This is a genomic window from Nguyenibacter vanlangensis, assembly GCF_013376155.1.
GTDB classification, from domain to species: domain Bacteria; phylum Pseudomonadota; class Alphaproteobacteria; order Acetobacterales; family Acetobacteraceae; genus Gluconacetobacter; species Gluconacetobacter vanlangensis.
Genome location: NZ_JABXXP010000020.1, coordinates 1 through 18322, shown reverse-complemented (window position 1 = coordinate 18322; position 18322 = coordinate 1). Strand labels below are relative to the sequence as shown.

Annotated in this window: 26 protein-coding genes; 14 read left to right on the top strand and 12 right to left on the bottom strand. The window is 63.8% G+C overall.

The window, feature by feature from the left end; genetic code table 11:
• Both HUK84_RS03220 and rho read left to right on the top strand, forming a co-directional pair.
• Positions 1-474 (top strand): CorA family divalent cation transporter (locus HUK84_RS03220; protein ID WP_281362726.1); only part of this gene is annotated, 474 nt, incomplete at its 5' end.
• A gap of 274 nt (positions 475-748) precedes the next feature.
• Positions 749-2059, top strand: coding sequence for a transcription termination factor Rho (rho, locus tag HUK84_RS03215; RefSeq protein WP_176638948.1), 1311 nt, complete (start codon positions 749-751; stop codon positions 2057-2059).
• A gap of 96 nt (positions 2060-2155) precedes the next feature.
• On the opposite strand, the gene HUK84_RS03210 is transcribed toward rho, so the two are convergent.
• Positions 2156-2536 (bottom strand): hypothetical protein, encoded by a 381-nt coding sequence (locus tag HUK84_RS03210; RefSeq protein WP_176638947.1) that lies wholly within the window; start codon positions 2534-2536, stop codon positions 2156-2158.
• A 245-nt stretch (positions 2537-2781) separates the two neighbouring features.
• A complete protein-coding gene (locus HUK84_RS03205; RefSeq protein WP_246285333.1) occupies positions 2782-3261 on the bottom strand; it encodes a sugar O-acetyltransferase in 480 nt (159 codons plus the stop codon).
• Positions 3262-3501: 240 nt separating this feature from the next.
• Between HUK84_RS03205 and HUK84_RS03200 the strand changes: the two genes are divergently transcribed.
• Positions 3502-4368, top strand: coding sequence for a peptidylprolyl isomerase (locus tag HUK84_RS03200; RefSeq protein ID WP_176638945.1), 867 nt, complete (start codon positions 3502-3504; stop codon positions 4366-4368).
• Between the two features lie 167 nt (positions 4369-4535).
• Here HUK84_RS03200 and HUK84_RS03195 read toward each other — a convergent pair whose 3' ends face one another.
• Positions 4536-5075, bottom strand: coding sequence for a redoxin domain-containing protein (locus tag HUK84_RS03195; protein WP_246285331.1), 540 nt, complete (start codon positions 5073-5075; stop codon positions 4536-4538).
• Positions 5076-5134: 59 nt separating this feature from the next.
• On the opposite strand from HUK84_RS03195, the gene HUK84_RS03190 reads away from it, so the two are divergent.
• The gene (locus HUK84_RS03190) at positions 5135-5746 is read left to right on the top strand and encodes a TetR/AcrR family transcriptional regulator (protein ID WP_246285330.1); all 612 of its coding nucleotides are present in this window, start codon (positions 5135-5137) and stop codon (positions 5744-5746) included.
• 39 nt (positions 5747-5785) lie between these two features.
• Here HUK84_RS03190 and HUK84_RS03185 read toward each other — a convergent pair whose 3' ends face one another.
• Complete coding sequence (locus HUK84_RS03185; RefSeq protein WP_176638942.1) at positions 5786-6670, bottom strand: LysR family transcriptional regulator; 885 nt, start codon at positions 6668-6670, stop codon at positions 5786-5788.
• A 113-nt stretch (positions 6671-6783) separates the two neighbouring features.
• On the opposite strand from HUK84_RS03185, the gene HUK84_RS03180 reads away from it, so the two are divergent.
• The 3 genes from HUK84_RS03180 (at position 6784) to HUK84_RS03170 (ending at position 9413) form a co-directional block, all read left to right on the top strand.
• On the top strand, positions 6784-7464 hold the full coding sequence (locus tag HUK84_RS03180; RefSeq protein WP_246285329.1) for a glutathione S-transferase family protein: 681 nt from the start codon (positions 6784-6786) through the stop codon (positions 7462-7464).
• 74 nt (positions 7465-7538) lie between these two features.
• Complete coding sequence (locus HUK84_RS03175) at positions 7539-8633, top strand: alkene reductase (protein WP_176638941.1); 1095 nt, start codon at positions 7539-7541, stop codon at positions 8631-8633.
• 105 nt (positions 8634-8738) lie between these two features.
• Entirely contained in the window at positions 8739-9413 is a 675-nt protein-coding gene (locus HUK84_RS03170) for a peroxiredoxin-like family protein (protein WP_176638940.1), read from the top strand.
• A gap of 9 nt (positions 9414-9422) precedes the next feature.
• Here HUK84_RS03170 and HUK84_RS23635 read toward each other — a convergent pair whose 3' ends face one another.
• Positions 9423-9755, bottom strand: coding sequence for a hypothetical protein (locus HUK84_RS23635; protein WP_317135221.1), 333 nt, complete (start codon positions 9753-9755; stop codon positions 9423-9425).
• Here HUK84_RS23635 and HUK84_RS03165 point away from each other — a divergent pair.
• The 4 genes from HUK84_RS03165 to yghU all read left to right on the top strand — a co-directional run bounded on the left by HUK84_RS03165 (position 9639) and on the right by yghU (position 11981).
• Positions 9639-9914: a carboxymuconolactone decarboxylase family protein gene (locus tag HUK84_RS03165; protein WP_317135220.1), complete on the top strand. Its 276-nt coding sequence runs from the start codon at positions 9639-9641 to the stop codon at positions 9912-9914. The two genes, HUK84_RS23635 and HUK84_RS03165, sit on opposite strands and share 117 nt — an antisense overlap.
• 35 nt (positions 9915-9949) lie before the next feature.
• Positions 9950-10699 (top strand): SDR family NAD(P)-dependent oxidoreductase, encoded by a 750-nt coding sequence (locus tag HUK84_RS03160; protein ID WP_176638938.1) that lies wholly within the window; start codon positions 9950-9952, stop codon positions 10697-10699.
• Between the two features lie 87 nt (positions 10700-10786).
• Positions 10787-11083, top strand: coding sequence for a hypothetical protein (locus HUK84_RS03155; RefSeq protein WP_176638937.1), 297 nt, complete (start codon positions 10787-10789; stop codon positions 11081-11083).
• 22 nt (positions 11084-11105) lie between these two features.
• The gene (yghU, locus tag HUK84_RS03150; protein ID WP_176638936.1) at positions 11106-11981 is read left to right on the top strand and encodes a glutathione-dependent disulfide-bond oxidoreductase; all 876 of its coding nucleotides are present in this window, start codon (positions 11106-11108) and stop codon (positions 11979-11981) included.
• A gap of 24 nt (positions 11982-12005) precedes the next feature.
• Here the strand turns inward: yghU and HUK84_RS03145 are convergent, their stop codons facing one another.
• From HUK84_RS03145 to msrB, 4 genes are read right to left on the bottom strand one after another with little or no spacing between them, the layout of a single operon-like run.
• Entirely contained in the window at positions 12006-12647 is a 642-nt protein-coding gene (locus HUK84_RS03145) for an NrsF family protein (RefSeq protein ID WP_176638935.1), read from the bottom strand.
• A complete protein-coding gene (locus tag HUK84_RS03140; RefSeq protein WP_317135219.1) occupies positions 12637-13167 on the bottom strand; it encodes a sigma-70 family RNA polymerase sigma factor in 531 nt (176 codons plus the stop codon). Before HUK84_RS03140 ends, HUK84_RS03145 begins: the two co-directional genes overlap by 11 nt.
• A 29-nt stretch (positions 13168-13196) precedes the next feature.
• Positions 13197-13901 carry a peptide-methionine (S)-S-oxide reductase MsrA gene (msrA, locus tag HUK84_RS03135; protein ID WP_176638934.1) on the bottom strand — a complete coding sequence of 235 codons (705 nt, stop codon included), beginning with the start codon at positions 13899-13901 and terminating at the stop codon, positions 13197-13199.
• 12 nt (positions 13902-13913) lie between these two features.
• Positions 13914-14378: a peptide-methionine (R)-S-oxide reductase MsrB gene (msrB, locus tag HUK84_RS03130; protein ID WP_176638933.1), complete on the bottom strand. Its 465-nt coding sequence runs from the start codon at positions 14376-14378 to the stop codon at positions 13914-13916.
• Positions 14379-14530: 152 nt separating this feature from the next.
• Here msrB and HUK84_RS03125 point away from each other — a divergent pair, with 152 nt between their 5' ends.
• Complete coding sequence (locus HUK84_RS03125) at positions 14531-14773, top strand: hypothetical protein (RefSeq protein WP_246285328.1); 243 nt, start codon at positions 14531-14533, stop codon at positions 14771-14773.
• A 123-nt stretch (positions 14774-14896) separates the two neighbouring features.
• Entirely contained in the window at positions 14897-15172 is a 276-nt protein-coding gene (locus HUK84_RS03120) for a pentapeptide MXKDX repeat protein (protein WP_246285327.1), read from the top strand.
• Positions 15173-15425: 253 nt separating this feature from the next.
• Here the strand turns inward: HUK84_RS03120 and HUK84_RS03115 are convergent, their stop codons facing one another.
• Positions 15426-15878, bottom strand: coding sequence for a RidA family protein (locus HUK84_RS03115; RefSeq protein ID WP_176638932.1), 453 nt, complete (start codon positions 15876-15878; stop codon positions 15426-15428).
• A gap of 308 nt (positions 15879-16186) precedes the next feature.
• On the opposite strand from HUK84_RS03115, the gene HUK84_RS03110 reads away from it, so the two are divergent.
• On the top strand, positions 16187-16573 hold the full coding sequence (locus HUK84_RS03110; RefSeq protein ID WP_176638931.1) for a nuclear transport factor 2 family protein: 387 nt from the start codon (positions 16187-16189) through the stop codon (positions 16571-16573).
• A 27-nt stretch (positions 16574-16600) separates the two neighbouring features.
• On the opposite strand, the gene HUK84_RS03105 is transcribed toward HUK84_RS03110, so the two are convergent.
• Both HUK84_RS03105 and HUK84_RS03100 read right to left on the bottom strand, forming a co-directional pair.
• A complete protein-coding gene (locus HUK84_RS03105; protein ID WP_176638930.1) occupies positions 16601-17572 on the bottom strand; it encodes a quinone oxidoreductase family protein in 972 nt (323 codons plus the stop codon).
• Positions 17573-17615: 43 nt separating this feature from the next.
• Complete coding sequence (locus HUK84_RS03100) at positions 17616-18089, bottom strand: methylated-DNA--[protein]-cysteine S-methyltransferase (protein WP_176638929.1); 474 nt, start codon at positions 18087-18089, stop codon at positions 17616-17618.
• Positions 18090-18322 lie beyond the last annotated feature (233 nt).

Sequence of the window (18322 nt, the reverse complement as noted above, 5' to 3'; positions counted from 1 at the left end):
CAGCTCGACCGCACCCTGCGCGCCCTGCTGCGCCGGGTCGGCCGCTCGGGCGACCTCGCCTCGTCGGTGCGCGACAGCCTGCTGGGGCTGGAACGGGTGGCGATCTTCATCAGCGAGAACAAGCGCCACACCGTGTCGGACCGGCTTGCCGGCCGGCTGGCGACCGTGGTGCGCGACATCGCCTCGCTGAACGATTTCGTGGCCCAGACCACCAACAAGGTGCAGTTCCTGCTCGACGCCACCCTGGGCTTCATCAGCATCGCACAGAATAACGGCATGAAGATCCTGACCGTGGTCAGCTTCATCGGCGTTGCGCCCACACTGGTGGCGGGCATCTACGGCATGAATTTCCATGATATCCCCGAACTGGGCTGGCGCTACGGCTACGGCTATGCGCTGGGACTGATCGCGGCCACGATCGTCCTGCCACTGCTGTGGTTCTGGCGGCGCGGCTGGCTGGGCGACGGCATGTAGCGGCCCGCCCGCAACGCCCGCCTGCAACGCCCACCTGCAACGTAAGTGTGATGCCCCGGCCACGGCCCGGCCCCCCGCCACGCTTGACCTTCAGGGCACGACTACCTAAAGTAGCAAGCATCGCAGGCGGAATTCTTCCGCCCGGCGCTCCCTCCGTCTGGAACGTTGTCGACCGTCTGCCGGCACCCCCGGCCTTCTGGCAGGCGCGCATGCGCCATATCCGTGGTCAACCTGTTCCCTCCCGTACGTGACCTGCCCATTCAAGGCATCCTGAATGCATCTCGCCGAACTCAAGGCCAAAACTCCCGCGGATCTTCTGGCGTACGCCGAAGGCCTGCAGATCGAAAACGCGTCGTCCCTGCGCAAGCAGGACATGATGTTCGCCATCCTCAAGACGCTCGCCGACAATGACCAGGCGATCCATGGCGAAGGCACGCTGGAAATCCTGCCCGACGGGTTCGGCTTCCTGCGTTCGCCCGAGGCGAACTACCTGCCCGGGCCCGACGATATCTATATCTCGCCCAGCCAGGTCCGCCGCTTCGGCCTGCGCACCGGCGACACGGTCGAGGGCCAGATCCGCGCCCCGCGCGACGGCGAGCGCTATTTCGCGCTGCTCAAGGTCAACACGATCAATTTCGAACCGCCCGAGGCGGTCCGCCACCGCATCAATTTCGACAATCTGACGCCGCTCTATCCCGAACGGCGCCTGAAGATGGAAGTCGAAGCCAACGCCGTAGGCGGCGAGCCCGAGAAAATCGAGAAGGGTGGCAAGGGGTCCAAGGGCACGCCCAAGGATTTCACCCCCCGCGTGATCGACCTGGTCTCGCCGATCGGCATGGGCCAGCGCGCGCTGATCGTCGCCCCGCCCCGCACCGGCAAGACCGTGATGCTGCAAAGCATCGCCTCGTCGATCTCGGCCAACCATCCCGAAGTCTTCCTGATCGTCCTGCTGATCGACGAACGTCCGGAAGAAGTCACCGACATGGCCCGCTCGGTGCGCGGCGAGGTCGTGTCCTCGACCTTCGACGAACCGGCGACCCGCCACGTCCAGGTCACCGAAATGGTGCTGGAAAAGGCCAAGCGCCTGGTCGAGCACAAGCGTGACGTCGTCATCCTGCTCGACTCGATCACCCGCCTGGCCCGCGCCTACAACACCGTCGTCCCCTCGTCGGGCAAGGTGCTGACCGGCGGCGTGGACGCCAACGCCCTGCAGCGCCCCAAGCGCTTCTTCGGCGCCGCCCGCAATATCGAGGAAGGCGGCTCGCTGACCATCATCGCCACGGCGCTGATCGACACCGGCAGCCGCATGGACGAGGTGATCTTCGAAGAGTTCAAGGGCACCGGCAACTCGGAACTGATCCTCGACCGCAAGCTCGCCGACAAGCGCACCTTCCCGGCCATCGACATCACCAAGAGCGGCACCCGCAAGGAAGAATTGCTGGTCGAACGCTCCGAGCTGTCCAAGATGTGGGTGCTTCGCCGCATCCTGGCCCCGATGGGCACGATGGACGCCATGGACTTCCTGCTGGACAAGCTGAAATACAGCAAGACCAACCGGGATTTCTTCGACGCGATGAATACCTGATCCGCCTCGCCCACCGGCCCGCCTTGTGGGCCATGGGCACCGAAGCACCGGAAACGCGCGCAGGATCGCCGCCAGCGCGCATTTCCGGCCAGGCTTTCAGCAGCCGTCGCCACGCATCGTCCAGGCCGTCACCTTGTCGTTGAACAGTTCGAAGGTGGTCTGGCACGTGCTTACATAGGCGCCATCCCACCACGGACCGCCCCAGCCCCAGCCAGGCCCCCAGCCCGGACCGCCCCACCGGCCGTACCAGCCCCAGCCGCCGCCGGTATAATAGTAGTTGGTGTCATAACTGATATAGGCGAGGAACGTGTGCCCATCCGCCTGATACACGCGGGTCGGCACGCCGAACTGGCGCACCACGTCCACCGCGGGACGGTCGAGCATCGCATTCAGCAGCGCGCGTTGCTCGGGGCTCGGAACCTCACAGGCCGTAAACGCCAGCAGCGCAGCCAGCGGAAGAAATCTCGCGTATGTCATGGTGGCAATCTCTTCCAGCCCATGGGGGCACCCCCTCATGGATGCAACCCATGCGCGCAGCCTAGGTAGGGACCTGCACCGCCAGAACAATCGCCCCCATGGCGTATGACAAATATTTCAATTCTCTCCCGAGATCGGTCGCGACTCTTCTGGGAGAGTATTCCCCGGCCAGCACCATCCGGGCGCTGCCCGGACCCGGCAGGGGCCTCGGGTCCCCGCACCCTGGTCTGCAAGCAGATGGTCCCTCAATCGTCGCCGATCGAACGAATGACCCGCGCCGGATTCCCGCCGACGAGCGTATTCGCGGGAACGTCCCGGGTGACGACCGCCCCCGCCGCGACGACCGAATTCTCGCCCACCGTCACGCCGCCAATGATGGTCGCGCCGGCCGCGATCCACACGTTTTTCTCAATCACGATGGGCTTTCCGATTATGGCGGTGCGTCGCTGCGCAGGCTCGACCGGGTGGCCGGTCGTGATAAGGCTCACATTCGGCCCGATCATCACATCGTCCGCGATGTCGAGGCCGCCCAGATCATAGAACGTGCAGTTCTGATTGACGAAGACACGGCGCCCGACCCGGATTTCATTTCCGCCGGCGGTATAGAATGGCGGGATCAGCAAAAAGCTCTCATCCACCTTTGTACCGATCAGTTCGCTGAACACGGCCCGAATCTCGTCCGCATCATCGAACGTCAGACGGTTCAGCCTGGTGGTGATCGCCATGGCGCGTCTGACATTTGCCAACATGGCGGCCGATTCCGGCGTCCGGCTGTAAATAACCCTGGCGTGAGCGTCAGTCGGCATGCGTCATGGTCCTCGGGCTGCGGTCGCAGCATGCGTTTCGGCGCGCAAGGGGCACCGGGGGTTCGCGGAATATAACCGCCGGCCACGGCAGACCGGACACGGAAAAATCGGCGGTTTTCGTCTTGCCGCCGCCCTGCCGCGGCAGGCATGATCGCCGCCATGCGCCGCATCCTGCCGATCTTCGCTTTGCTCCCGACCATGGCGATCGCGGCGCCCGGCCCGTCCGAAATCGTGGCGCATGCGCCGGACACGGCCTGGGCCGACGTGCCGGCGGACCGGCTGCTGGTCATGACGCTGGGCGACGGCACCCGGATCCCGATCGAACTCGCGCCGCAATTCGCGCCGGCGCATACCGGCAATATCATACGGCTGGCCCGCGCGCACCGATGGGACGGCGGGGCGATCATCCGCGTGCAGGACGATTACGTCGTGCAATGGGCCCCGCACGACGAAAAGGCCAGCCTGCCCACTGGCTTCATCGCCCATCCCCCGGCCGAATACGACCACCCGCGTCAGGGAATCGCCGTTCGTCCGCTTGGTTTTTCCGATCCCTACGCACCGGCGGCGGGCTTTGCGGCCGGGTGGCCGGTGGGAATGGACCAGGACCGCGTCTGGCTCGCGCATTGCTACGGCATGATCGGCGTCGCGCGCGACATGCCGCCCGATACCGGCGACGGGCAGGAACTCTACGCGGTCAACGGCGAAGCACCGCGCCAGCTCGATCGCAATCTCGCGCTCGTGGGCCGGGTCCTGACAGGCATGGATCATCTCGGCGCGTTGCCGCGCGGGACGGGTACTTTGGGGTTTTATACCGATAATACCGGCAAAATCGCGATCCGCACCATAATGCTCGCCACCGACCTGCCCCTCAGGCAACAGCCGCATCTCCAGGTGATGCGCACCGACAGCCCGGCCTTCTCGGCCTATCTCGACGCCCGCGCCAACCGCACCGATCCGTTCTATGTCCATCCCGCCCGCGGCGTCGCGCTGTGCAATGTCCCGGTACCGACGCGCGCGAAGCCGTAAACGGAAGATCACGTCTTCGTAGTTTCAACCGGTCATGCTCGATGCCAGAGGCGGCTTTCGCCCCCATCCGAGACATTCAGTGGACTAAGACGGTACCTCAAAGCGGACATTCCACTGAACCGGGCATCTTCACCCGTTCAAACGATTCCGTTTGAATGCGATCTGCTCTAGCTCGGCAAGGAGCGCATGAACGCGACCAGTCGGATCACGTCGCCGGGGACGAGGCGGCCTATGGCTCGGGTCGAATAGACGGCATTCACGATCGATCCGTCCGGCGCGAGGACAAAGCCGGTCGTTTCCAGAAAATGTCCACGGCCGGGATGCCGCATGTCATATGCGCCGGTACGTGCGACGATCGTGTCGACATCAGCCGAATGCCCGAGCGGGAACGGCCAGCCGTGCCTGGCAGCGAATGCGGCGGACGCGGCCTCGTCGTCGACCGAGAATGCCATGACTCGGATCGCCGCCTCCGACAAAGCGTCGGCGGCGTGCGTGAATGCGGCAATCTGTTCGTTGCAGAACGGGCACCAATGGCCGCGGTAAATCAGGATGACCCTGTATTCTCCGTCGAAATCGCGGGCCGGATGAAGCGTTCCGCCGCCGACTTGCGGGATTGTGAGATCCGGAAATTTGTCGCCGTTCTTGAGTTGCTCGGCCATCTGTTCCTCAGCAATCTGGATTGTGTCGGGCAGGCATGCGATTTCCATAGTGGACTGTCCAGTCCATTATGTGAAAGCACGAAGCCATGGGCCGCGAAACCACGATCATGAACCGTCCTCTGACCCCGCGCGGAGCCGCGACGAAGCGGCGCATCGTCGCCGCCGCGGCCGAACTGGTCTATGCGCGCGGTGCGGAGCACGTGAGTCTGGACGAAGTGATGGACATCACGAACACGAGCAAATCCCAGCTCTACCATTACTTCGCCAACAAGGAGGCCCTGGTTCGCGAAGTCATCGCCCTGCAGACCAGCCGCATCGTGGAAGCCAATGCGGCCTATCTCGGCGCGCTCGATTCCTTCACCGCGCTCCGTGCCTGGGGAGACATGATCGTCGCGGCCTACCGGGCCAGCGGTGGCGTGGGCGGATGCCCTGTCGGCTCGCTCGCAAACGAATTATCGACCCGTTCGGAGGATGCCAGGCTGCTGCTGAAACAGAGTTTTTCGACCTGGGCCACGGTGATCGCAAACGGCCTGCGTCGGATGCTGCAGGATGGCCAACTCCGCCCCGATATCGATGTCGACGGGGTGGCCATTGCCATGGTGGCGGCGGTTCAGGGGGGCATACTTCTGGCAAAGACGGCTCGCGACGCCCGGTCACTGGAATGTGCGGTCGATATGGCGCTTGCCTATGTGGAACGGCATCGCTCATGCCGGACATGATGGCTCCGCCGCCGTCGCAGTTTCAGCGAAGCGGCTCACTCACTCGGCCGGCCTCATGATCTCTTCGACGAACGATGCGAACTGGCGCGCTTTCGCGGTCATCATATGCCCGACGGGAAACACGGCCCAGAGATCGATCGAGGGCAACGACCAGGCCTTCAGCACCCTGACGACGGCGCCGTTTTCCAGTTCCGGGCCAAACATCCAGTCCGAGGCGATCGTCAACCCCATATCGGTCAGGATCGCGGCACGCAGTCCTTCAGCGGCGCTGACGCGCAGACGTCCGGTGACGGAAACCGAAACCGCCGCACCATCGCGCGTGAACGACCATACGCTCGGCAACTGGCTGTAGACGATCGCCTCGTGATTGGCGAGATCCGCAGGGCTTTGCGGCATTCCGGCCCGCGCGAGATAAGCCGGCGTTGCCAGTACCGATCGGCCGCCGGTGGCGATTTTCCGGGCAACTGCCGTGGAGTCCGAGAGCGAACCCAGGCGCAGCGAAATATCCACGCCCTCGGCCATAAGGTCGATCATGCGATCGTCGAGAATGATATCGACGTCGAGATGCGGGTGAGCCGCCAGGAATTGCGGCAGCCTCGGGATGACATGCAATCGCGCGAATGTCGTCGCGGCGGAAACGCGCAGTCGTCCGGACAGGCCCGCCCCCGCCCCCTTCGCGGCAAGCTCCGCCTCGTCCGCTTCCTGGAGGGCGTTTCGTGCCCGCTCATAGAAGCGTTGTCCCGCCTCGGTCGGCGTCAGCCCATGTGTGGAGCGGATGAGCAGACTGACCTGAAGCCGGGATTCGAGCTGTGCGATGGTCTTGGATACGGCCGGCTGCCCGACATTGAGATGACGTGCGGCTGCCGAAAACGAGCCGCTCTCCACCACCCGCACGAACGTCGCCATCGCCTGATATCGATCCATGCCATTCCTCCCGGGAATGGTGCTTATCACCTCGACATACCTGCCATGTCGAGCGGCAAGGAGACATGTCTTTCACATGCCCGGGCAGGCCGGGCCAGAAGGAAGGCGTCTCGATGCCCGGTTCATTCATACGCGCGGCGGCCGAAGACGCACGGCCGCTGTTTGATGTTTATACGTTCGCGACGCCGAACAGCGTCAAGGTGCCGATCGCGCTCGAGGAGCTCGGTCTTTCCTATACACTGCATGGCGTCAATGTCCGCAAGGGCGAGCAAAAGACGCCGGAATTCCTGGCGCTCAATCCCAACGGCAAGGTGCCGGTCCTGCTGGATCGGACCGTGGAGAACGGCCCCTTCGTCCTGACGGAATCCGCCGCGATCCTCGTTTATCTTGCCGAGAAGACGGGTCAGCTTCTACCCGCCGGCGGCGATGCGCGCGCACGCGTCTTCGAGCAGCTCTTCTTTCATGCCTCCGGCCTGAGTCCGGCTTTCGGCCAGTCCGGCTTCTTCCAGCGTTTCGCCGCCGAGCCGCAGCCCATCGCGATAGAGCGCTTCTCCAGCGAAGCGAAACGCACCCTGGGCGTACTCGACGGCGTGCTGGCGAACCGCCCATTCGTTGCCGGCGAGGCGTTCACCATCGCCGATATCGCCCATTTCGGCTGGTTGTGGCGGCGCGCTTTCGCGGGGGTGTCGTTCGAGGACGCGCCCAACGTCGCGCGCTGGTACGGAACAATCGAAGCGCGTCCGGCCGTGCGGCGCGGCATTGCCCGCGTCGAGGCACTCGTCCCCCAAGATTGACACCCTTTAAGACTGGCACCCTTTAAGACTGGCACCCTTTAAGACTGGCACCCTTTCCAGACAAGGAACCCCTCATGTCCATGCTTTTCACGCCGTTCGGGGCGGGCGCGCTGTCGCTCGACCATCGGGTCGTCATGGCGCCGTTGACCCGCCTGCGTTCGGAACCCGGCGACATGCCGGGGGCGCTGATGCGGGAATACTACACGCAGCGCGCGTCCCGCGGCGGGCTTATCGTTTCGGAAGCGACCCCCGTTGCACAGCAGGGGTACGGCTATGCCGGCGCGCCCGGAATTTACGACGACGCCCAGATCGCGGGCTGGCGCACGGTCACCGACGCGGTGCATGCCCACGGCGGCAGGATCGTCATGCAGCTCTGGCATGTCGGGCGCCAGTCCCATCACGACCTGCAGCCGGACGGCGCCGCACCCGTCGCCCCGTCCGCGATTCAGGCGGAGGGATACGCCTATACCGCAAACGGACCGGTACCGTTTTCCATGCCGCGTGCCCTGGAACGCGACGAAATTCCGGCAATCATCGAGCAGTTCCGCCAGGGTGCCGCACGTGCGAAAGCGGCCGGTTTCGACGGCGTGGAGATCCACGGCGCCAATGGCTACCTGCCGGACCAGTTCCTGCAGGACGGCACCAACCATCGCACCGACGAATATGGCGGCCCGATCGAAAATCGCGCGCGCTTCCTGCTCGAAATCACGCAGGCGGCGATCGACGTCTGGGGGGCCGGTCGCGTGGGCGTACGGCTGAGCCCAAGCGGCACCTATGGCGCGATGTCCGATAGCAATCCACAGAAAACCTTCGGCTATGTCGCGGAGAAACTGAACGGGATGGGCATCGCCTACCTGCATGTCGTCGAGCCGCGCATCAGGGGCACAGAATTGATCGCCCAGGGCGATGCGGTCGCGGCCAGGACTCTGCGCGGTGTGTTCAGCGGCACGCTCATCGCCGCCGGCGGCTTCGACGGCGCGGGCGCGGAGGCGATCATTCGGGCGGGTGACGCCGATGCGGTCGCATTCGGGCGGCATTTCATCAGCAATCCCGACCTGCCGGAACGCCTGCGGCACGACCTGCCGCTTACCCCTTACGACCGGTCGACCTTCTACGGCGGCGGGGCACATGGCTATGTCGACTATCCGCAATACGAAACCGTCGCCTGACCCCATTCCGGCGCGGAATGACGGATAATCGTCCGCGCCTTCGTCCCCGGGATAACGGGTCGTTCCATTTTCATCCCGTCACGACCATCAATGAAGGAAACAACGATGTCTCTGCAAGCGAAGCTCGATGCGTTCAAGGCCGATTTCGAAGCCGGCAAGCCGCCCTATAAGGTGCCGTACTCGGTCATCGAGGTGATGCACCGCGCCACCGCGGAACTGGTCGCGTCCGGCGCCGCCGAAAGAGCGCTCAAGGCGGGTGACAAGGCCCCTTCCTTTACGCTGAACGATCCGGACGGCACCCCCGTCTCGTCCGCCGACCTGCTGGCGAAGGGCCCGCTGGTCGTCAGCTTCTATCGCGGCGTCTGGTGTCCCTATTGCAACATGGAACTCCAGGCGCTTGAAGCGGCGCTGCCGTCGTTCCGCGAACTCGGTGCCAGCCTGATCGCCATTTCGCCGCAGACGGCGGTGAACAGCCGCAAGTCGGTGCGCCAGAACGGACTGGATTTCCCGATCCTGTCGGACACGCACAACGATGTGGCCGCGAAGTTCGGCCTGCGTTTTGCGCTGCCCGACTATCTGGTCGAACTCTACCAGAACCTGAAGAACGATCTGCCGGGCTTCAATGGCGACGATAGCTGGACGCTGCCGATGCCGGGCCGCTTCGTCATCGGCCGGGACGGCATGATCCTCTATGCCGAGGTGAACCCGGATTACACGCGCCGTCCGGAGCCCGAAGACATGCTTCCGGCCTTGCGCAAGGCCTCGACTGTTACCGTCTGAGGCGGATCGCTATTTCCGAAAAACAAGGCAGGCGGGCCTGGGCATTAACCCAGTTCCGGCCGATGCAGGAAAAACGGATTTCAAATGACACCGAGAGAAAAAGGAAACGCGGCCACCCGAGCGTTGATGGGCTCTGAACAGTCCGGGCGTCTGGCCGCTGCGGCAGAATCCGATACGTTCGGCGCCGATATCGCCGGATACGCGGTCGATCATGTTTTCGGCGATATCTGGACGCGCGAAGGACTCGACCAGCCGCGTCGGAGCCTCATTACCATGACGATCATGGTGGCGCTTCGACAGCCGCATGAATTCGGCCTGCACATGAATTTTGCGCTCGATCACGGCATGCCGCTCCGGGAAATCGAAGAGGCCCTGATCCAGATGCTGCCCTATGTCGGCTTTCCCGCCATTTCAAGCGTCATGCCGGTGGCCACGAAAATCGTGGCGGAACGTGGGCTGGACAAGAAAACCGATTACGCGGGCCATCGCGGCCTGCTGTGACCGTATCGTTTGGATATCGTTTGAAGGACCGAGACATGTCGAAGCTTGACGGAAAGGTCGCCGTCGTCACCGGCGGCAGCAGTGGACTCGGGTTGGCGATGGCCAGGCGGTTCACCGAAGAAGGCGCGTTCGTCTACATCACGGGTCGGCGACAGAGCGAACTCGACAAGGCAGTGGCGTCGATCGGCGACAATGTCGTGGGCGTGCAGGGTGACGTTCAGCGGAGCGAGGATATCGACCGTCTGGTCGAGCGGATCGGGACAGAGAAAGGGCGGATCGACGTCCTGGTGGCAAATTCCGGAATGGTCGCGCCTCAGCTTCTGCCGGACGCGACGGACGAGAATTTCGACAGGACGTTCGGCGTCAATGTTCGTGGCGTGTATTTCACGGTCGATCGGGCATTATCGCTGCTTGGACGCGGAAGCTCGATCATTCTCGTCTCTTCGATTGCCGCGAACAAAGGGGTCCCCGGCTATGGAACCTACAGCGCGAGCAAGGCGGCCGTTCGCAGCTTCTCCAGAACGTGGACCGCCGAATTGCTGGATCGCGGCATCCGCGTGAACACACTCAGCCCCGGCCCGTTCGACACTCCGATCATGGACGGACAGGCCGATACGCCGGAGGGCGGAGACGCAGTGCGTGCCAAATGGGCTGCCGCCGTGCCGATGAAGCGGCTGGGCCGGCCGGAGGAACTCGCCGCCGCCGCGCTATTCCTGGCCTCGGACGAGAGCAGCTATGTCGCGGGGATCGACCTGATCGTCGACGGCGGGGCAGCCGCAATCTGATTCGCGTGACTGGCGCACGTGCAAAATCCTCCATGCTGTGCGCCGCGCCAGGGACGAGCGACGACACAGCCTGGACGGAGTCGTCCCATGATCCGTTTTTATTTTCACCCGACGCCGAACCCGGCGAAGGTCGCGCTCAACGGCAAGGTGCCGGCCATCCCCCTTTACCTCGCGGAGAAGACCGGACGGTTCCTCGGTGTTCCCGAAGACCGGCCCGAACTCCTTTCCTGGCTGTTGTTCATCGCGTCCGGCCTTGGGCCGTTTTCCGGCCAGGCCGTACACTTTCATGCCCGGCAAGTCGGTACGGAGGACAGCTTCAAGAGCGGCTATAACGAAAAAAGCCGGCGCGCGCTGTTTCCATCCAACTATCCGCCGCCCATATAACCGACGTTCTGGAGAGCATCTGATGACCGACGATACCGATTACATTCCGCCCAGGGTCTGGACCTGGGACAAGGCCAGCGGCGGTACCTTCGCCAGCATCAACCGCCCGATCGCCGGGCCGACCCATGAGAAGGCGCTTCCTGTCGGCCGGCATCCGCTGCAGCTCTATTCGCTCGGCACGCCGAACGGACAGAAAGTCACCATCATGCTCGAGGAGTTGCTGGCGCTCGGGCATGCAGGCGCCGAATACGATGCGTGGCTGATCCGGATCGGCGAGGGCGATCAGTTCGGGTCAGGTTTCGTCGATATCAATCCCAATTCCAAGATTCCGGCACTGATGGATCGCAGCGGCGGGGCGCCGGTTCGCGTCTTCGAATCCGGGGCGATCCTGCTCTATCTCGCGGAAAAGTTCGACGCCTTCCTGCCGAAGGAGCAGCCCGCGCGTGCCGAGACGCTGTCCTGGCTGTTCTGGCAGATGGGGTCGGCACCGTTCCTGGGCGGCGGGTTCGGCCATTTCTACGCCTATGCGCCGACGAAGCTGGAATATCCGATCAATCGCTATGCGATGGAAGTCAAACGTCAGCTCGACGTTCTCGACCGCCGGCTGGCGGAAAACGAATTCGTCGCCGGTGCCGAATATACGATCGCCGATATGGCGATCTGGCCGTGGTATGGCGGCCTGGTGAAGGGCTGGCAGTACGGCGCGGCGGAGTTTCTCTCGGTACAGGATTACAGGAACGTGCTGCGCTGGGCCGACCAGGTCTTCGCCCGTCCAGCGGTCCGGCGCGGTCGCAAGGTCAACCGTACCAGCGGGGCATTATCGGACCAGCTTCATGAGCGGCACGACGCCAGCGATTTCGATACGAAAACGCAGGATAGGATCACGGACGCGCCTTGATGCGCGTCCATCACGGCCTGCCTTCTACCACCGCGTCAGCAATGGCAGGATAAGACGTGTCGCAAGGGTGACGACGACGCCGGCCGACAGGTACCATACCGCCAGATAGAGCGGATCGTCGAACGGGCAGGCCAATGCGAAGGTCAGCGCACCGAAGGCGGACGCGGCGATTCCCGCGGCCCATGCCGTGCCGCGGGAATCGGTCGGTGCGCCACGCCTTGCCAGCAGGCCGAGCGCCAGGGCGACGGGCAGGGAAAGCTCCACGATCTTGCGCGCGCAGACCAGGCCGTGCGCCGGGTCCAGCCGGTGCCACAGAACGGCCGGACCAGCCTGCAGGGCATCGACCAGCCACCCCAGACCCAGCATGACGAACGCCACGCCGCCGACGACGCGCAGACCGCGCCGCGGCGAGTGCGTCGGGCTGAGCGAGAGCAGCGCGGTGACGCCGCTGATGGAAGCGAGCGCCGCAAGACCGGCGGTTTTCCACCAGAAGCTGGGCATATGCATCGCATGCGGCATATCCGGGCGCATCAAGCCCGTCATTATCACCCAGGTGACCTCGCTGATGCCGAGGACCAGAAGTATGGCCGCGTCACGCCAGGGCGTCCGCCGCCTGACCGGACGCAGATCGGTCGCGAGCCGGTCGATCAGGGGATCAGTCGACATCACCACCTCGTATCACCATGTCGTTCATCCGTCCCAGCCCGCGGTGAATATTGACCTTGACCAGGGCAGCGGATTGTCCGGTGCGCCGCGCTGCCTCCTCGATGCTGAATCCCTGCAGCTTCACCAGCCGGATGACCTCGGCCTGCGCCGGCTTCAGCATGCCGAGCAGACGTTCCAGCGCATGGGTCGTGGTGACTCGTTCCTCGTGATCGGAAATCGCCAGATCGTCTTCGATCGGCACCATGTCCGCCCGGTTCTCGGCCCGCAGCCGGTCGATCCATTTATGGCGCGCGATCGCGGCCAGCCACGGCCCGAATCCCTGCGAGGGATCGAACGTGTGGCGTTTTTCATGTACCGCGAGCAGCGTGTCCTGCACGGCGTCATCGATCATGGGGGGCGGCAGCCGCCGGAGGAAGAAACGCCTCAGCCACGCAGCGGCCTCGGCGAGCACAAGCCGATAGGCATTGGCGTCGCCCTGCTGGGCTGCCGCCATCCAGTGACTCCATTCGGCTTCCGTCACTCTCGCTCCTGTTCCTGCCGCCCCCGCCCTTACGGTCCGCCGGGCGCGGCAAGCGTCAGGATCGGGCGATCGCGATAGTACGCGCCGTATACCATCTTCAGCGCCTCGATCCGAGGGGCATCATACGTTGCGATATAGGAATTTTCCGGATAACGCGCCGCGAAATTCTGGTGATGATCCTCGGCCGGATAGAAGCCATGGTCCGGGACGACCTGCGTCGCGATCGGACGCGCGAAGACATGCGCGGCGTTCAGTTGCCGGATATAGGCGCGCGCCTCCGTCTCCTGCTCCGGAGTGCGCGTGAACAGGACCGAGCGGTACTGGCTGCCGACGTCCGGAAATTGCCTGTTCACCTGTGTAGGATCCAGCGCGACGGAGAAGAAGATACGCATCAGCGTGCCGTAGCTGACCTGCGTCGGATCGTACTCGACCACGACCGATTCCGCATGCCCCGTATCGCCGCCTTCGACCGTCTCGTATTCGGCGGTGTCCTTCGTCCCGCCGTCATATCCCGCACGCGTCGCGGTGACGCCGCGTACGTGCTGGAAGACGCTCTGGACGCCCCAGAAACATCCTCCGGCGAAGACGGCGGTGGCATGATGGATCGTCGCGGGCGCTTCGACGGTTGCCGGCGGCGGCAGACGCGTTGCGAACGGCGTTTCCGCGGCCTGGCACGCCATGCCGAGCGCACCCATGACAATGAGGGAGATGCAGAATATTCCTGACCGTGTCATGATTGGATCCTCTCAGGCCGGGTGGAACGACAGGGCGACGCCGTTCATGCAGTAGCGCAGGCCCGTCGGCGGCGGGCCGTCGTCGAAAACATGGCCGAGATGGCTGCCGCAGGTCGCGCACAGCACCTCGGTCCGATCCATGCCGAGCGTGTTGTCGGCGCGCTCCTGCACGGCATGCGGCAGGGCGCGGTAGAAGCTCGGCCAGCCGGTGCCGCTTTCGAATTTCGTCGCGGCGTCGAACGCGGCGGTGTCGCAGCCGGCGCAGGCGAAGCGGCCAGGTCGATGTTCGTTCAGAAGGGGGCTCGACCACGGCGCTTCGGTGCCCGCTTCGCGCAGCACCTCGTATTGCGTGGGCGTCAGCAGGCGGCGCCATTCCGCGTCCGAATGCGAGACGGCATAGGACGGCGCGGCGCGGCCGGGGCGCGCGGCCAGCAGGAACGCGACCGAGGCAAGGCAGAACTGGCGGCGGGAGGTCATGGAACCGCTCCTTCACGGTGACAGGTGCCCGGTTCTTCGGCGTGCCGGGGCCATCGGTTACGGACGGCGGCGGACTATCTTTTCGCACGAGCCTGTAACCATTCGCGGGCACGGGACGAACGGACCGACCTCATTCCCAGGAGGCCCCGCAGATGCCCCGACCGCGCCGCACGCCCGCGCTTGTCATCAGGATCATCCACCGAATCGGCGCGCCGTCGATGCTCGCCATGATTGATAGCGGGTGGCAGATCTACAATGCCTCGCCCATCCTGCCGTTCACCGTTCCGCCGTGGATAACATTGGGGGGATGGCTTGCCCGCGGGATCGCCTGGCATCTGCGTGGAGGGCTGGAGCGCGATCGGCTGCTGGTCCGGCGTGCCGCTTGCGGATCGTAAAATAATCCGCCCTCTGTAACCTCCGGCCTCCTGCAAGCGAAGAACAGGACAGTGGGATGGAATAACCTATCCCGCAGAACTGTTTTTCAATTGAGGAGAAGCTTCATGGTCATTCGCCGTCTCATGGTCGCCGCCGCATTTTGTTCCAATATCGCCGTCGTGGGCGCCGCGGTTGCGCAGGAAAGCATGTCGCATGACGCGATGATGCATAACAGCATGTCCAGAAATGCTATGTCGAACGACAGGATGGCGTCGAACACCATGTCGAAAGACGGCATGGGGAAACACGCGGACATCACCCATCACGGCATGGCGAAAAATTCGATGTCCAAGGATTCGATGAGCCATGACGGCATGATGATGGCACCATCACATGACGGTATGTCCAAGCCCAACTGACAGACTATCGCATTATCTGACTTGGGGGCGATCGCCGAGGGAGTCTTTTTATTCGCTCGTCGTTCGCCCGCCAGTTTTAAAGTCCGCTTTTTCAAATTTTCTCCAGAAGCGGACTTTCCGCCGCCGCATTCCGCTCTTTCCAAATTCTTGGTAAGGCGCTGACGCTTGAGGCTGACCAAGGCCATCAGTTGCGTCGAAGCGACGGAATAAAACGCTCCACCATCTCTATATAAATGGCCTTAGTACTTGATGATTACTTCGATTTGACGGCGATACCCATCACCTCAAAATGCGCGCCCCCCAGCAGGCTGCGCGCTCCGATGAAAGCGCGAGCCGGCATTGATCCTTTGAAATAGGTCCGATAGACGGCGTTGAACGCCGCGAAATCTTTAATATCAGAAGCAAAAATCTGTACCCACACGAGATCGTCCATGGTGAGGCCAGCATTTTCGACAGTCTTTTTGATGCTATCAAGCACCATTTTAGCGCCAGTTGTCGCGTCGGCACCCGGTTTACCTGTAGCAGGGTCATGGTCGGTAGTACCGGCGATATAAAGGGTATTACCGGCTAAAACGGCGCCGCTAAATGGCGGAGCATTGGTCAGACTCGCCGGCACTCCCTCGGGCGCAAAATGCTTAACCTTTGTCGCGGCCTGCGATGCGGTGGCGAGCAGCATTGCAAGGAGAACGGGAGCAACGTAGCGCATGAGTACCTCTTTATGAAAATTTATGGAAATACCTTATTATTACTAATGCAGTATAAAAATGTCTTTGCTGCGCTCGCAAGTTTTTTTTCTTGGCGCACCAACAAACATGGTGCCTTTGCAGCTTCTCCGCCGCATGCGCATTTTGGATCGCGACAACCATGGCTGTGCGTCATAATTGGCGATCAAAGCGAGCACAGATCAGCGACCGGCGGCGCCTTCCGACGGGTGAGGGTGACGACTCCGCCTTGATCCGGGTGAACAGGCCGGCAATCTTTCATTCATGAGTCAAACCGCAAAGCAAAACCGCAATGACGACCAGTGAAGACATACACGACACCGCGCTTCCCGTACAAAAGCAGCTCGAAGCCTATAACGCCCGCGATATCGACGCTTTCATGAAATGGTGGGCCGCAGACTGCAAATATTACGAATTCTCCGCTCGCCTGCTGGCCGACGGCGCCGCCGAAATCCGGGCCCGCCACATCGTGCGCTTCCAGGAGCCGAACCTGTGCGGCAGGCTGCTGCACCGCAGCGTCGTCGCCGACATGGTCGTCGATCATGAAATCGTCACCCGGACCTTCCCCGAAGGTCCGGGCGAGATCGACGTGATCGCGATCTATCAGGTGAAAGACGCAAAAATCCATCAAGCCTGGTTCAAGCTCGGCACACCCCGCCTGCACGCCGGACCGGCCTGACCTGCCAGACAGGGCAGCCCGACCGGGCTACGGCACCAGGATCGTGCTGCCCGTCGTCGCCCGCGCCTCCAGCGCCTGCTGGGCGGCGGCGGCCTCGGCCAGGGCGAAACGCTGGCCGATCCGCACCGCCAGCGCCCCCTGTCCGATCATGTCGAACAACGCGGCCGCGCCCTTCAGCAGGGCCGGGCGTTGCGCGATATAGGTCGCAAGTGTCGGCCGGGTCAGGTACAGGCTGCCGCGCGTGGCCAGCATGCCCGCCGATATCCCCGTCACCTCGCCCGAGGCGTTGCCGTAACTGACCATCAGCCCGCGCGGCGCCAGGCAATCCAGGCTGGCGACGAACGTCTCCTTGCCCACGCTGTCATAGACCACCGGCACCATCGCGCCGTCGGTCAGCTTGCGCACTCGCGCCGCCAGATTGTCATGCCCGACCAGAATCTCGGCGGCGCCGTTCTGCCGCGCCAGCTCGCCCTTGTCCTCGGACGAGACCACGCCGATCACCCGCAGCCCCAGATGCCGCGCCCACTGGCACATCAGCAGCCCGACACCCCCCGCCGCCGCATGCACCAGGATCGTCTCCCCGGCCTTGGCCTGGTACACCTCTTGCAGCAGCATATGCACCGTCAGCCCGCGCAGCATCGCCGCCGCCGCCGTATCGAAGCCGATATCCGGCGGCAGGGTCACCACCCGGTCCGCCGCGATGGTGCGCAATTCGGCATAGCTGCCCAGCGCGCTGGGATAGGCCACGCGATCGCCGGGCGCCAGGCCGGCCACGTCCGCGCCCACCGCCTCCACCACGCCCGCGCCCTCCATGCCCGGAACGGCGGGCAGGGACGGCAGCTTGTAGATCCCCTTGCGAAAATAGATGTCGATGAAATTGACCCCGATCGCCTCCTGCCGCAGCAGGATCTCGCCCCGTCCGGGCACCGGGTCGGGCAGCATGTCCAGCGTCAGGACCTCGGGTCCGCCGTAATCATGGATGCGCACTGCCCTGTACATCGCAATTTCTCCCTTGAATTTCAGGTTCGGATAAAGATTTGTCTTAAAACAGATCGGCCGGATGCGCCGGGATCGGCGCCCGCTCCAATTCCAGCAGATACAACTTGTCCGCCAGCCCGCCATCGCCCGAATAGCCGCCCAGCCCCCGGGCGGCGACCACCCGATGGCATGGGATCAGGATCGGAATCGGGTTGGCGCCATTGGCCTGCCCGACCGAACGCGGCGACCCGCCGGCCACCTGCGCGATGTCGCGATAGGTCCGGGTCTGTCCCGGCGGGATCGCCCGCAGCGCCTGCCACACCGCGCGCCGATAGGGCGTGCCGTACGGGGCCAGCACCAGGTCGGAGAAATCATCCGCCGCCCCGTCGAAATACGCATCCAGCCGGTCGCACGCCGCACGCAGCAGGTGCGTCTCGTCCTGGTCGCGCCCCCAGCCCCAATCCAGGGCGACGATCGCCCCGTCTTCCTCGGTCAGGGTCAGATCGCCCAGCGGCGAATGCATCGAAAGTTGCGGCATAGTATGATCCCGGGCCCGGCCCGTCCCAATATCGTTCTGGCCGCGCATTTTGTACTCTTCCGCCGCCGGATGCGACATGCAACAGGGTGCGAGCACCCGCAACCGAAGCGCCGCAACCAGAAAGGACCCAGGCAGCATGACGCAGACAGGCCAGGCGCCCATCTTCGCGCTGGCGACCGGGGCAGGGCGCGCGGCCATCGCCGTACTGCGCCTCAGCGGCACCGGCACCGGCC

What these genes read in the sequence shown, in the direction of transcription:
- rho (WP_176638948.1), top strand. Translation starts at nt 749, where the DNA reads ATGCATCTCGCCGAACTCAAGGCCAAAACTCCCGCGGATCTTCTGGCG.
- HUK84_RS03210 (WP_176638947.1), bottom strand. Translation starts at nt 2,536, where the DNA reads ATGACATACGCGAGATTTCTTCCGCTGGCTGCGCTGCTGGCGTTTACG.
- HUK84_RS03205 (WP_246285333.1), bottom strand. Translation starts at nt 3,261, where the DNA reads ATGGCGATCACCACCAGGCTGAACCGTCTGACGTTCGATGATGCGGAC.
- HUK84_RS03200 (WP_176638945.1), top strand. Translation starts at nt 3,502, where the DNA reads ATGCGCCGCATCCTGCCGATCTTCGCTTTGCTCCCGACCATGGCGATC.
- HUK84_RS03195 (WP_246285331.1), bottom strand. Translation starts at nt 5,075, where the DNA reads ATGGAAATCGCATGCCTGCCCGACACAATCCAGATTGCTGAGGAACAG.
- HUK84_RS03190 (WP_246285330.1), top strand. Translation starts at nt 5,135, where the DNA reads ATGAACCGTCCTCTGACCCCGCGCGGAGCCGCGACGAAGCGGCGCATC.
- HUK84_RS03185 (WP_176638942.1), bottom strand. Translation starts at nt 6,670, where the DNA reads ATGGATCGATATCAGGCGATGGCGACGTTCGTGCGGGTGGTGGAGAGC.
- HUK84_RS03180 (WP_246285329.1), top strand. Translation starts at nt 6,784, where the DNA reads ATGCCCGGTTCATTCATACGCGCGGCGGCCGAAGACGCACGGCCGCTG.
- HUK84_RS03175 (WP_176638941.1), top strand. Translation starts at nt 7,539, where the DNA reads ATGTCCATGCTTTTCACGCCGTTCGGGGCGGGCGCGCTGTCGCTCGAC.
- HUK84_RS03170 (WP_176638940.1), top strand. Translation starts at nt 8,739, where the DNA reads ATGTCTCTGCAAGCGAAGCTCGATGCGTTCAAGGCCGATTTCGAAGCC.
- HUK84_RS03160 (WP_176638938.1), top strand. Translation starts at nt 9,950, where the DNA reads ATGTCGAAGCTTGACGGAAAGGTCGCCGTCGTCACCGGCGGCAGCAGT.
- HUK84_RS03155 (WP_176638937.1), top strand. Translation starts at nt 10,787, where the DNA reads ATGATCCGTTTTTATTTTCACCCGACGCCGAACCCGGCGAAGGTCGCG.
- yghU (WP_176638936.1), top strand. Translation starts at nt 11,106, where the DNA reads ATGACCGACGATACCGATTACATTCCGCCCAGGGTCTGGACCTGGGAC.
- HUK84_RS03145 (WP_176638935.1), bottom strand. Translation starts at nt 12,647, where the DNA reads ATGTCGACTGATCCCCTGATCGACCGGCTCGCGACCGATCTGCGTCCG.
- msrA (WP_176638934.1), bottom strand. Translation starts at nt 13,901, where the DNA reads ATGACACGGTCAGGAATATTCTGCATCTCCCTCATTGTCATGGGTGCG.
- msrB (WP_176638933.1), bottom strand. Translation starts at nt 14,378, where the DNA reads ATGACCTCCCGCCGCCAGTTCTGCCTTGCCTCGGTCGCGTTCCTGCTG.
- HUK84_RS03125 (WP_246285328.1), top strand. Translation starts at nt 14,531, where the DNA reads ATGCCCCGACCGCGCCGCACGCCCGCGCTTGTCATCAGGATCATCCAC.
- HUK84_RS03120 (WP_246285327.1), top strand. Translation starts at nt 14,897, where the DNA reads ATGGTCGCCGCCGCATTTTGTTCCAATATCGCCGTCGTGGGCGCCGCG.
- HUK84_RS03115 (WP_176638932.1), bottom strand. Translation starts at nt 15,878, where the DNA reads ATGCGCTACGTTGCTCCCGTTCTCCTTGCAATGCTGCTCGCCACCGCA.
- HUK84_RS03110 (WP_176638931.1), top strand. Translation starts at nt 16,187, where the DNA reads ATGACGACCAGTGAAGACATACACGACACCGCGCTTCCCGTACAAAAG.
- HUK84_RS03105 (WP_176638930.1), bottom strand. Translation starts at nt 17,572, where the DNA reads ATGTACAGGGCAGTGCGCATCCATGATTACGGCGGACCCGAGGTCCTG.
- HUK84_RS03100 (WP_176638929.1), bottom strand. Translation starts at nt 18,089, where the DNA reads ATGCCGCAACTTTCGATGCATTCGCCGCTGGGCGATCTGACCCTGACC.